Genomic DNA, 12,407 nt, shown 5'->3' with positions numbered 1-12,407 from the left:
CGAGCCGAAAGCGGAGCCGACCGCAACGCCTTTCGCTCTGCCGCCGATAACCAAGCCCGACCCGATGCAACCTTCGCCGAAGGATTTCGGCGCGGCGACGACCGACCCGGCAGACACCGCACCGTGCGACGTCGTGCAATCTGAAGCAGCGCAACCCGCGCAGCAGGCCGAAGCGAAGCCCGAATGCCCCGCCGCGCCCGAAGCGTCGACACCGACGCTGGAGCAAGTCGCCGCAGCTACAGCACCCGCGCCCGCTGCGCCTGTCGCCGTGCCGACGACGCCGGTTTCGCCTACTCCATCGCCAGTGCAGGTGTCAATGAACAAGCCTGCAACGCCGCCCGATCGCGTCGCGCCATCCGCATCTGTTATCCCGGCTACGACTCTGCAAACGCGCTTCCTGCTCGCGAACTGCAAGGTCGGCACGGATTACACCGCGAAGATTGAAGGCAAGGACAGCGCGGGACGCGAACTGGAAGTGCTTGACATTGCGGTCCCTCAAGGTCTCGGCCTCAGTTTCGAGATGGCGACCCAACGCGTCACCGGTGTGCCGGCCCTGGCGGGCGATTTTGTTCTGCCGCTGCAGTGGCGCTATCCGGGGCACGCGTCGCGTCAAACCGGCGAATGCCGTCTCACGTCGAATCCCGATCCGCGCGCGCTGTGGAAGGTCGTCGAGCCGGACCCAGCGTTGCCTTATCAGAAGCCGCATCTGGCGCAGCAACTCATCGAAGGCGATGGCTTCAGGATGGTCGCGGCAAGCCGGCGCGGCCGATCGCACGAGCACGGCGGCACGTTTCGCGACGACGATTTCTTCATGGCGGCGACTCTGAACCACGGCTGGAACGTGCTCATCGTCGCGGACGGCGCGGGCAGCGCAGAGTTTTCGCGCGAAGGCTCGCGCATTGCGGTCCAGACGGCGGGCCGCGCGCTGGTCGACGACCTCGAAGGCGACTTCGGCGCGAAGGTGAATGGCCTTATTGCGACGTGGGACGCCAATTCGGCCACCGCCTTCGGCACGGAGTTTCATTACTGCTTCCACCACATGGCGACGCTGGCCGTTCAGGGCATCGAGAAGGCCGCGGGCGAGCGCGGTGCGCCGGTCCGCAGCTATGCGACCACGCTGCTTGCCGCCGCCATCAAACGGGACGGCGGGAACACCTTCCTGGCGACGTTCTGGATGGGTGATGGCGCGATCGCGGCCTATTCGTCGACCGGCACCGTCAAACTGATGGGTACGCCCGATGGCGGCGAGTTCGCCGGCCAGACGCGCTTCCTGGATCGCGCCACGCTGGCAGAGGGCTTCGCCAAGCGCGTGAGCATCGGACGATACGGTGATCTGTCCGCCGTCGTCCTGATGACCGATGGCGTTTCGGACCCTTACTTCGAGACGGACAACGGTCTCAGCGATCCGACCAAATGGGGTGCGCTGTGGCGGGACATCGAGCCGTCGCTCAAGTCAGCCGATCCGGCGGTCGCACTGGTCGATTGGCTGCACTTTTTCAGGCAGGGACATCACGACGACCGCACGATCACTCTACTGTGGTGATCGCGAAAGCGGCCGCGATTTACGCGAGTCCGGCGGTGCGGGCCCTTTGCGCGCACACGCTGGCACGCTGAGAGAACATTGTGGGGATTGGCATGAGCAAAGTCGTCAAATGCAAGACGATCGACGGAAAGGATGTTGAGTTCGTCGACGAAATCATCGCGCAAGGCGGGATGAAGGACGTGTACTTCGCGCCGGACAAGTCGTACGTCGTGGGCTTCTATCGTGACAAGCAAGACGCGCAGGCCAAAGACCGCTTGCAGATGATCACCGGCAAATACCGGGAGAGCATCTTCAACAACGTCGGCGGCGACTACTGGAAGAACCTGCTCTGCTGGCCGAGCGGCATGCTCGAACACGAAGGACGGCTCGGCGTCGTAGTGCCCGTCTATGCCAAGGAATTCTTTTTCGAGCACGGTTCAAAGAACAACGACAGCCTCGGCATCAAGGGCAAGGAGAAAGAAGGGAAGTGGTTCGCGGCGTCGAGTCTGCGCAATCGCTTCGTCGATCCGCGCGAACTCGGCGACTGGCTCACACATCTTAAAATGTGCGTCCTGCTGGCTCGCGCGACGCGCCGGCTCCATTTCGCCGGGCTCGCGCATTCCGATCTTTCCTATAAGAACGTGCTGGTAAATCCAGCGCGCGGCGGTGCATGCGTGATCGATCTCGACGGCCTCGTCGTGCCCGGAAAATATCCACCTGATGTCGTGGGAACGCCGGACTTCATCGCGCCAGAAGTCGTGAAGACCACGCATCTGCCGAAGAACGATCCGCAGCGTTCACTGCCGCGGCGCGAGACCGATTTGCACGCGCTCGCAGTGTTGATCTACATGTATCTGCTGTACCGGCATCCGTTGCGGGGCGGCAAGGTGCACGATATGCAGGACGAGCAGCGCGACGAAGCGCTCATGATGGGCGAACGCGCGCTGTTCGTCGAGCACCCGACCGACGCGAGCAATCGCATCCGCACGAAGAACGCGAAGCCTTCCGAATTGCCGTGGGCCGACACCGACAAGCTGCCCTACATGATCACCGGACCGTATCTCGCCAAATGCTTCAAGGACGCATTCGTCGATGGTCTTCATGATCCGTCGAAGCGGCCGTCAGCCAGCGATTGGGAAACCGCGCTCGTCAAAACCGTCGATCTGGTTCAGCCGTGCCAGAACGCCGCGTGCGAACAAAAGTGGTACGTGTTCGACAATTCGACGAAGCCCAAATGTCCGTTCTGCAATACGGCCTTTAAAGGCAAGCTGCCGGTGCTGAACCTGTACTCGTCGCGCAAGGAAGGCAGCTTCCGTAGTGACAACCATCGCCTGATGGTCTGGACCGGGCAGTCGCTGTTCTGGTGGCACGCGAACAACCTGATCGTGCCGAACGAGCGCCTGAGCGGCGATCAGAAATCGCGCGTGGGTTACTTCGTGTTTCACGAGAATAAATGGTGGCTCGTGAACGAGCGTCTGGCCGATCTTCGCGATGTCGCGAACAAGACAGACATTCCGATCGGTGGAAAGCTCGAACTCAAGCACGACCAGCAGATTCTCCTGGCCCCAGGCGACGGCGGACGCCTTGCCATCGTTCAGATGGTCGAGGCCTGATGACGACGCAGACCCTCGCACTTTTCGATTTTGACGGCACCATCACGACGAAAGACACCTTCGCACCTTACCTGCTTGAAGCGTTCGGGACGACGCGCGTGAGCGCCGCTTTCGCGTCGTTGGGCGCACATGCGCTGATGGTCTACGCCGGGTTGTCCACCCGCGACCGCTTCAAGGCACGCCTGCTTGCACGGTTGTTCACCGGGGCGGACTGTGCGCGTCTTGAAGCCGTCGGACGCGCGTATGCGAAGACGGTGCCGAAGTGGTACCGGCCTGCCGCGCTCGAACGCATTCGCTGGCATCGCGAGCGCGGGCATCGGCTGATCATGGTGAGTGCATCGCTCGATCTATATCTGGAGCACATTGCTCGCGATCTCGGTTTCGACGATCTGCTTTGCACGCGTATCGAACGCGCCGGCGCGCAAACCACGGGCCGCATGCAGGGGGCGAACTGCCGTGCTGCCGAAAAGGTGCATCGCATCGAGGCGCTTCTCGGCAAGCCGCTTGCGGACTTCGTGACACACGCCTACGGCGATAGCGACGGAGACGCCGAGATGCTGCGCGCGGCGGTTCATCGTTTCTACCGACCCTTCAGGGATGCATGCGGAAATATCCGAAGGGTTACCTAAAGCCCTTGGCGATGAGTGCGGATATCGATTGTATCTGTCGCTATGCAGCAAACGGTTAATACAAGCGTTGAATTTCACACGAGGTTGGTCATGAGCATGATGAGTTGTTTCGGCTGCGGCAAGCAGCTTCACACGAGCGCACCTAGCTGCCCGGGCTGTGGCGCGCCTCGACTGTCGACTCAGGTGACAAAGAACACGGTGACTCAGACGAGCGGCTTCGGCTGGTTCGTTATCGCGCTCAAGAAGTACGCCGTGTTCGCCGGTCGCGCGCGACGCAAGGAGTATTGGTTCTTCACATTGTTCTACATCCTGTTCGCGTTCGTGGTGGGCTTTGTCGAAGGGCTTTTGCGACTGGGCGACGGACCGAGCACGCTCTACAGCCTTGCTCTGCTGCTACCGAGTATCGCGGTCGGTATCCGCCGCCTTCACGATACCGGCCGTTCCGGCTGGTGGCTGCTTTTGCCCCTCGTGAATCTCATTTTCCTCGCGCAAGACGGCCAAAAAGGCAGCAACAACTACGGCGACGATCCGAAGTGACGCCCTGCTTCGGAATAGCTTGGAAGAGAATCTGCGTTCTGAGAAGGACGGAGATAGCAGAAACCCCCGATAACCGCCGTTCGCTCTTCGACTGAGCGAATGGCGGTCCGGATCGGCTGCTGCCGGCTGCCTGCGACCGCTTGGCGTTGACGCCCGCTCGTGAGCCGACGCTGTTGTCCACGCTTAAGCTAGCCCGACATAGATAACTCCAACGGTCGACGCTGAGCGTTCTACTAACATCCCTCTGCGAGCCTTTGCCACGCAGTCATCGTCTGCTTGTGAGTGGCGAGTCACTATCCGGCGAGGAGATGTTCGGCCGATGTGTTGATCGCGCGAAGGCGATGCGCCGTGGAGATAGAGGACAATAGGGAAGGGACCCTTACTCTCGGGAACATAGAGGCGCACCGCTTGGGAGGCATCCGTGCCGTAAAGCGCGTTCTGGACGTTCGCCACCTTCCAGGTGACTTCTGGAGGTCGGTGAACGACTCCACGACTGCACGGGTATTCTCGGCTCCAAAACTTCGTGTCCGTGCCGGAGCAACGCGGCGGCGGGATGATCCCTGAGGGACGCTTGAGCCCCGGGGTACTGCACACGATTGCCATGGGTGCTGGCGGCATGCCGCGTGTCTACCGAATGGAAATCCAGTCCATGGCTGGAAGCGGCAAGCTATCTGTGTCCGGCCCTCTTTCGAAGGAGCCTGTTCGCGTGGCCTTCGATTTCTTCAAAGCCAATGCCGGGCGCGTGAGCGCGTCAGTTCACCCGACCGAGCGCGACTTTCATCTAGGCATTGTCGAACTGCAGAGCGCTGACACCCCGAAAGCGCTCACCCTCGCAACCTTCATTGCGCTGTGTTCAGCAGGGCTTAGCAAACCTTTCCAGAGTCAAATGGCAGTAATGGGCGATATGTCGCTCGGCGGAACGATCAAGCAAGCGCGTAATTTCGCCGAAAGTCTGGAGGTTGCCTTTGATGCAGGTGCTAAAAGAATTCTTCTCCCAAGGTCGAGTGTTACGGACGTTCCTTCGGTGCCGGGTGGGCTCTTTGCTAAGTTTCAGACGAGCTTCTATTCGGATCCGGTGGATGCGATTTTCAAAGCATTGGGCGTTAAGTAATTTGTGGCTGCCGGGAGCCTTTTCGACGAAAAGCTAATATGTCATCCGAACGAATCTCAGAAAGCGATGATCAACTAGGAAGGTCACTTTGGATCCGCGTACGAGTCTCGGGCCTGAGCCTGTTCGCTGCAGCTACTGACTCTCCGGTGGACCGCGTCTTGTGGCTTGACATAACGCCGTCTTGTCGCAGGTTGCGGTGTAGAAGCAAAGTAGTATTGTCGTACTTGAGCAAAGTACAGATGTCGTACCAAGGGATCTGTAGCGCATGCTGGTGCGGTTTTCCCGCCTGTGGAGACCGCCATGACGCGCACTGGGACGATCACAATGAGCATGCGGGAGCTTCACCGGCTGAAGGTCATCGAGGCGGTCGCCGAGTCGCGTCTAATGACCTGGCGCGCCGCTGAACGGCTGTGCCTAAGCCGGCGCCAGGTCGAGCGGCTCGTGATCCGCTACCGCGCCGAAGGCGCCGCTGGTCTTGTTTCGCAGCGGCGCGGCGTGCGCAGCAATCATCAGTTGCCGCAATCCGTGCTTGACCGGGCGTTGGAACTGATCTACGAGCGCTACGCCGATTTTGGTCCGACGCTGGCGTGCGAGAAGCTGCGTGAATGCAATGGCCTCGTGCTGTCGAAGGAAACCTTGCGGCACCTGATGACGGATGCCGGCCTTTGGGTGCCGCGCAAGCAACGCCCGCCGAAGGTCTACCAGCCGCGTGCCCGACGAGCCTGTTTCGGTGAGCTCGTATAAATTGATGGTTGCGATCATTACTGGTTTGAAGACCGCGGGCCCGCGTGCGCGCTGCTGGTGTTTGTCGACGACGCGACGAGCCGGCTGATGCACTTGCACTTCGCGCCGACCGAATCAACTTTTAGTTACTTCGAGGCCACGCGCGCGTATCTCGAACGGCACGGCAAGCCGGTGGCCTTCTATAGCGACCGCGCGAGCGTTTTCTACGTCCACAAGCGCGACGAAACGGCGGGTAAAGGGTAAGCGCTCGATTAAGCACACTGAATCCGGATTCTATCGATGCGCCGTCGAGACGTTGTTCAGTGGCCGAGAGTATCCAGCAAGCGCCGCTCTCTTTCGAGCTCTTCCTCAATCTGGCGCCGGTGCTTCGTAAAGGAGCAGAGGATGTCCCGCAGGATGCACAGGAGCTGTTCTGATTGCGACGAATCTCTTCCGCACTCCTTCTGGTCGCTAACGCGCTTTTCTTGCAGGGCGATTCGCTGCAGCGCTTCCGCGATATGACGATCCGCAAGCACTAGCGCGGATTCTTCCTTTCTCAGCGTCATGGCGACCTCCTTTCGGGAGTTGCAGCGGGCCATCGCTGCGGTGACTATCCGAGGATACACCCAGGAATCCAGAGGATAGCGGCGGTCCGCATCGTTTCAGCAGGCCGCAGCGCACCGCGTCTGATCAGGCAGGGTTGACATCCACAGCGGGCCGTTGCGCGAAGTTGAACGGCAGGAGGTCAGTGACATCGTCATGCGGCGCGCGCTGCGGCAGTTGGGTGAGCACATGCAGAAGGTATGCGTAGGGCTCGACGTTGCAGGCCCGACACGTCAGGACGAGGCTATAGATCATTGCACTCGCCCTCGCGCCGGCAACGGTGTCGCTAAATAGCCAGGAAGACCTGCCCGTACAGAATGGCCGAATGTCGCGCTCGATCACGTTATTGTCAATCGGAGCGCGTCCGTCGCTCACATAGCGGCTGAGATACGTCCACTGGTTGCGCGTATACGGTACACCCACATGTACGAAGTGCTCTGAGCGGCTTTGCCCGGCTCTTTAAGCACCTGCACCGTTGTCTCGTCGCCGTGGATCAACTGCTGCGACAGCAGCGTTGCGCGCAGCGCCGAGATAAGGTCAAGTCTGGTGTACAGGCATTTGATTGCCGGCGACTTCAGGCGGCGAGTTTCTGCTGAACCGGTTGGTCGCCTTGCACCGGTTCGCCGTCCCTGAAGGCAATGCCCTCCAGCAACAGCTCGATCTTTTCGGGGCCGTTGACGCGGCGCCAGGTTTTCTCCGCTTCCTCGATTAGTTTGAATGCCAGACCAAGGAAGGTTGGTCGCGACACGCAGTTGCGCGTGCGCGTCGTACGGTGCCGCACCGTAGCGAACGTCGACTCAATCGCATTCGTAGCCGGCATGATAGGGCCTGGTGCCTCATCCATCCCTGCCGCGATTTTTGGCGTATGGTATGACCATCCGGGACAGGGGCACCGGGGAGCACTTCGGGTGGGCAGGCCGTTGATCGTACGATGAGCTGTGAGCTCGTGTTAGTAGTTGGCCGCCCCTGCGACCCGCCCGGTTGCGCTGCGAGCGCGAATCCGTAGTTGTCGTGCTGTCCCACCGGCTCCCAAGGTAACTTTTCGTGGGAGACGGTTATGCGAATTATTGGTCTGGATGTATCGAGATCGGTGACCGAGGTCGCGTATCTCGAGAATGGAATACTGAAATCCGGCGGTCGCGTTGGATTAAGACGCGACGAGCTTGAGCGATTTGCAGCCCAACTCAGGCCGGATGACCATGTGGTGCTGGAGGCCACCGGTAACACTGCCGCTATTGTCGGCGTACTGCAAGCGCATGTCGGGCGGGTGATCGTCGCCAATCCCCTGCAAGTACGGCTGATCGCCGAAGCGCGCGTCAAGACAGACAAGATCGATGCGGCCATATTGGCCCAATTGTATGCCAGCGGCTTCCTGCCGGAAGTGTGGATTCCAGACGAAGCCACGCAGGCGATGCGTCGACAGGTCTCGCGCCGCGCGCAGATCGTGCGCCAGCGAACGCGCCTGAAGAATGAAATCCATGCGGTACTCGCCGCGCACTTGATCGAAAGGTGCCCCGCAACGGACTTGTTCGGCAAGAAAGGCCGTGTGTGGCTGAGTAGCCAGCCCCTGCCCACTGACGAGCGGATGGGCGTCGAGCAACGGCTACGCGAACTCGACCGCCTTGGTAAGGACCTCCGCGAAATCGAGCGCGTGTTGGCACAGTCGGTCATGGAAGATGGGCGACTACGCAGGATGCTCACGATCGCCGGCATAAACACCACGGTGGCCATCGGCCTGCTGTCTGCCATTGGGGATATCGGGCGATTCCGTACGCCGGGTAAGCTTGTCAGCTACTTCGGGCTCAATCCCTGCGTCTACCAGTCCGGATCTCAGCCGGCTAGGCACGGACATATCAGCAAGCGCGGCCGTTCTTATGCGCGCGCCATGCTAGTCGAAGCGGCGTGGGCTGCAGCACAATCGGCCGGCCCGTTGCGCGCCTTCTGAGCGTTCGGGATCAGGAACGCGCAGTGGCCGAGCAGGCAGAGCGAACCTATCAGCGGTTGTTTTCGCGCTGGAAACAGGCCGGCCCCAAAAACTTCCGCTCTCAATGACGGCGGCCACCCACGCAGGCCCGGCGAAACGAAAAAAATATTGGCTACTGGGCTTGTCAATTTCATCCGTCTTCCTACGCATAAAGGATCGACGTGGACAGCAGATTGCCGCTGTCGCTACCGCACGCAAGATTGCGATCACGGTCTGGTACGTGCTCACGCGTGATGAGGCGTTTGCATGGGACCGTCCTGCGCTCACGGCTCACAAGCTGCGCTCGCTCGAACTTCAGGCCGGACTGTCTTCACAGCGCGGAGGTCGCAAGGGTTCAGCCGCCGCATATAACGTAAAGTGTCCTGAATGCGCTGCCGAAGTCACAACAGGGTCGCGCAAAGGCGGATCATTACCCATCTTGTGGAACTTATTCCGGTGTCGGAATAAGTTCCATTACGCCGATGTCCGGATTATGCCGAAGTCCGGCTGCGATACCAGGCTGCTGGCGGCGAACGCACTTCGGGTATCGGCATAATCCCGCTCAGTTGAGCGATGCTTCCTTCTCCGCGTCTGCGAGAAGGAGGCACATCATGTCACATCCATCCAGGGTCCGTATTACCGGACCGCTTGTCTCATTCAGAGACGGCTTCGCTGCCGAGCTGAGCAAACAGGGGTAGACGAGGAGTGCAAAGCTCGCCGCGTGACTCTCCGGAAAGCCATATTCGCCGAATCCCTTGATCTGCTCAAAGATGGCTTCCGCGAACGCCTTGTCGTAGCCGCGCTCCTGCATGCCGTTCACGATGCGATCGTAGTACTGCTGCAGGCCGCCCTTACGCTTCCAGGCCGCCATCGCGCGGCGCAACTGATCTGCTTCGCCCGGCGTAAAGCCTGCAGCCAGGATCGCCACCTGCATGACCTGCTCCTGGAAGATCGGCACGCCGAGCGTGCGGCCCAACGCGATTTCCAATTCCTTGCTGGGATAGGTGACCGGTTCCAGCTTCTGGCGCCGTCGCAAGTAGGGATGGACGGCGCCACCTTGGATTGGCCCAGGCCGCACGATAGCGACTTCGATCACGAGATCGTAAAACTCTCTGGGCTCATGCGCGGCAGCATGCTCATCTGTGCGCGCGACTCGATCTGGAAGACGCCGACCGTGTCGGCGCGGGAGATCATCTCGTAGGTGGCCGCATCTTCCGCCGGAATGTCCTGCATTTCGAAGCGCTCGCCGCGTTGCTCCGAGATGATATCGAGCGTGCGTCGAATCGCCGACAGCATGCCGAGTGCGAGCACGTCGATTTTCAGCAAGCCGAGCGCTTCGAGGTCGTCCTTGTCCCACTGGATCGCGCTGCGCTCCGGCATCGCCGCATTCTCAACGGGGACCAGCCGCGTAAGCTTGCCGCGACTGATCACAAAGCCGCCCGAGTGCTGCGACAGATGGCGAGGAAAGTTGAGGATCTGCGCCGCCAGATTCGCCCACATGGCAATCAGCGGATTCGCAGGATCGAGGCCCGACTCTTCGAACCGACGCAGCAAATCCTGCGAGTGATCGAACCATTGATGGCTCTTCGCGACCTTGTCGACAATTTGCGGATCGATGCCGAGCGCCTTGCCGGTTTCCCGCAGCGCGCCCCGCGGACGGTAGGTCGACACTGCTGCGGCGATGGCCGCGCGATCGCGCCCGTACTTGCGATAGATGTACTGGATGACCTCTTCGCGCCGTTGGTGTTCGAAGTCGACATCGATGTCGGGTGGCTCGCCGCGCTCCTTGCTGATAAAGCGCTCGAACAGCATGTTGCCGCGAGATGGATCGACTTCAGTGACCCCCAGGCAATAGCACACGGCGCTGTTGGCGGCCGACCCTCGGCCCTGACAAAGGATATGTTGGCTGCGCGCGAAGCGCACGATGTCGTAGACGGTGAGGAAGTAGGCTTCGTAGCGCAGCTCGCGAATGAGCTGCAGTTCATGCTCGATTTGTTGCTGCACATTGTGTGGAACGCCGGCAGGAAAGCGCCGGTGCGCGCCGATATAAGTCTCTTGCCGGAGATAGGCTTCATGAGTGTAGCCTTCGGGGACCAGTTCGTCGGGATACTCGTAGCGAAGTTCGTCCAGCGAGAAGCTGCAGCGCGCGAGAATTCTCAACGTTTCGGCAAGCGCATGCGGCGGATAAAGGTTGGCGAGCCGTAAGCGAGAACGCAGATGCTGCTCGGCATTGGGCGCGAGCTCGTACCCGCATTCGGCGACGGGCTTGCCGACACGAATCGCCGTCATGGTGTCCTGCAGGGGCTTGCGCGAGCGCACGTGCATCACGACGTTGCCGGTGGCCACGACCGGAATTCCAGCTCGCAACGCCACCTGTTCTACGATGCCGCGATGAATGTCGTCCATCGCCCGCTGATGCAACGTGAGCCCGATCCACGCACGCGCCGGGAAGGTGTGGCGCAACCAGTCGACTTGCGCAGTCAGCGTCTCTTCATTCGCCGGAAAATCCGGCACCAGAATCGCAAGGCAGTCTGGAACGCCCTTCAAATGCCCGTAGTTCGTTTCCGGCCGGGCAAGATCGTCGGGGGTCAGCAGGTAGCTACCCTTGGCCGCCCGCATGCGCGCCAGCGTGATGAGTTCGAAAGGTTGCCGTAACCTTCGCGGTTCTGCGCCAGCAAGATCAGGCCAAACGCGGGGCCCGAAGTGGGACCAAGAGCGGGGCGGTTTTTGGGACCGCTATCCGCACCGTGACCCGCATGGACCAGACGAAAATACGAGCCGATGACGAGCGGCAGCTTTTCTCCCTTGGCCTGAACATGCGCGCGCACGATACCCGCGACCGAGCACTCGTCGGTGATGGCCAGTCCCGCGTAGCCGAGTTGCGACGCGCGCAGCACCAGCTCTTCACCGTGCGATGCACCGTGCAGGAACGAAAAGTTGCTGAACGCGAAAAGCTCCGCATAGTCCGGCAGGGCCGATGAGGGAGACTCCACAGTGCCACCTGCTTATCCGCTTATCCAAACAGGCCGTGAAGGAACCAGCGCGTCTCTTCGGTCTTGACGCTCGGCCGCTCGCGGTAGATCCAGTAGCAGCTCTTGTCGTCCGCTTCGGCGACGAAATAGTCGCGCGTCACCAGTGCGCCGTCATGCCATCCGGCTTCGATGCGTTCGCCGGTCGACACGAGCTTGAGCGGCGAGCCGTAGAACGGACGATGATTCTTGACCATCAACCGCAACGGCACATGCAGCAGCCAGGTTGGTCGCGGCAGATCATCAGGCGCGGGCGTAGAGGGCGCGAGGGTCGCGGCGTGCGTCCTTGGACTGCCTTGCACGGGCACCCACTGGTTGGCATGTTCCGGGCGACGATCGGGCGCGGGCGCGGGCCGCAGGACATTTTCGGGGCCGAGGCGGGCAGCCAGTAACTCCAGCAGCCGGTTATAGTCTTGCGCGGATCCACCGGGCTCGGGGAACAGCGAATCGCTGGGCGGTTCAGCCGCGCGCACGTCCGAGGCCGTCAGCCGCACGGCGATCACCGCGGCCTCGAGCTCGGTGCGCCCGAGCCGCTCCTTCAAGAGACGCACCAGGTGCTCTTCGTGCCAAGTCGGCTCAGCAAGCGCGATCTCGATCAGGGTCGGCTCGATGGCCTGGCGTCCGCGCTCGTGCTCTAGCGTGATCGTGGCATGAAGCGCACCGGGAACCTCGGAGAC

Annotated in this window: 5 protein-coding genes and 9 pseudogenes; 8 read left to right on the top strand and 6 right to left on the bottom strand. The window is 61.1% G+C overall.

All coding sequences use genetic code 11. The annotated features are described in order from the left end of the window. Nucleotides 1–64 precede the first annotated feature (64 nt). From LDZ21_RS28690 to LDZ21_RS28665, 6 genes and pseudogenes are all read left to right on the top strand, one after another. Nucleotides 65–1,543 carry a PP2C family serine/threonine-protein phosphatase gene (locus tag LDZ21_RS28690; RefSeq protein ID WP_244797875.1) on the top strand — a complete coding sequence of 493 codons (1,479 nt, stop codon included), beginning with the start codon at nt 65–67 and terminating at the stop codon, nt 1,541–1,543. Nucleotides 1,544–1,635: 92 nt separating this feature from the next. Then, nucleotides 1,636–3,135 (top strand): helix-hairpin-helix domain-containing protein, encoded by a 1,500-nt coding sequence (locus LDZ21_RS28685; RefSeq protein ID WP_244797874.1) that lies wholly within the window; start codon nt 1,636–1,638, stop codon nt 3,133–3,135. Then, nucleotides 3,135–3,764, top strand: coding sequence for an HAD-IB family hydrolase (locus LDZ21_RS28680; protein WP_244797873.1), 630 nt, complete (start codon nt 3,135–3,137; stop codon nt 3,762–3,764). Before LDZ21_RS28685 ends, LDZ21_RS28680 begins: the two co-directional genes overlap by 1 nt. A 90-nt stretch (nt 3,765–3,854) precedes the next feature. Continuing rightward, complete coding sequence (locus LDZ21_RS28675; RefSeq protein ID WP_244797872.1) at nt 3,855–4,301, top strand: DUF805 domain-containing protein; 447 nt, start codon at nt 3,855–3,857, stop codon at nt 4,299–4,301. A 514-nt stretch (nt 4,302–4,815) separates the two neighbouring features. Continuing rightward, nucleotides 4,816–5,412 (top strand): annotated as a pseudogene (locus tag LDZ21_RS28670) (S16 family serine protease); the annotation flags it as partial. A gap of 300 nt (nt 5,413–5,712) precedes the next feature. Beyond that, nucleotides 5,713–6,396: pseudogene (locus LDZ21_RS28665) on the top strand (ISNCY family transposase); the annotation flags it as partial. A 59-nt stretch (nt 6,397–6,455) separates the two neighbouring features. Here the strand turns inward: LDZ21_RS28665 and LDZ21_RS28660 are convergent. From LDZ21_RS28660 to LDZ21_RS28645, 4 genes and pseudogenes are all read right to left on the bottom strand, one after another. Then, nucleotides 6,456–6,701 (bottom strand): hypothetical protein, encoded by a 246-nt coding sequence (locus tag LDZ21_RS28660; protein WP_244797871.1) that lies wholly within the window; start codon nt 6,699–6,701, stop codon nt 6,456–6,458. A 124-nt stretch (nt 6,702–6,825) separates the two neighbouring features. Then, nucleotides 6,826–7,155: pseudogene (locus LDZ21_RS28655) on the bottom strand (IS66 family transposase); the annotation flags it as partial. After that, nucleotides 7,152–7,256: pseudogene (locus LDZ21_RS28650) on the bottom strand (IS66 family transposase); the annotation flags it as partial. The pseudogenes LDZ21_RS28655 and LDZ21_RS28650, both read right to left, overlap by 4 nt. 56 nt (nt 7,257–7,312) lie before the next feature. Then, a pseudogene (locus tag LDZ21_RS28645) lies at nt 7,313–7,549 on the bottom strand (IS256 family transposase); the annotation flags it as partial. 246 nt (nt 7,550–7,795) lie between these two features. Between LDZ21_RS28645 and LDZ21_RS28640 the strand changes: the two are divergent. Together LDZ21_RS28640 and LDZ21_RS31480 are read left to right on the top strand one after the other, a co-directional pair. Next, nucleotides 7,796–8,790, top strand: a pseudogene (locus LDZ21_RS28640) (IS110 family RNA-guided transposase). Between the two features lie 71 nt (nt 8,791–8,861). Then, a pseudogene (locus LDZ21_RS31480) lies at nt 8,862–9,080 on the top strand (IS110 family RNA-guided transposase); the annotation flags it as partial. Nucleotides 9,081–9,395: 315 nt separating this feature from the next. Here the strand turns inward: LDZ21_RS31480 and LDZ21_RS28635 are convergent. Together LDZ21_RS28635 and LDZ21_RS28630 are read right to left on the bottom strand one after the other, a co-directional pair. Then, nucleotides 9,396–11,694, bottom strand: a pseudogene (locus LDZ21_RS28635) (error-prone DNA polymerase); the annotation flags it as partial. A 20-nt stretch (nt 11,695–11,714) separates the two neighbouring features. After that, nucleotides 11,715–12,383: pseudogene (locus tag LDZ21_RS28630) on the bottom strand (DNA polymerase Y family protein); the annotation flags it as partial. Nucleotides 12,384–12,407 lie beyond the last annotated feature (24 nt).

The organism is Caballeronia grimmiae (assembly GCF_022879615.1).
Classification (GTDB): Bacteria; Pseudomonadota; Gammaproteobacteria; order Burkholderiales; family Burkholderiaceae; genus Caballeronia; species Caballeronia grimmiae.
Note: the sequence above shows the minus strand (reverse complement) of the source record. Positions and strands in the feature narration are given on the sequence as shown.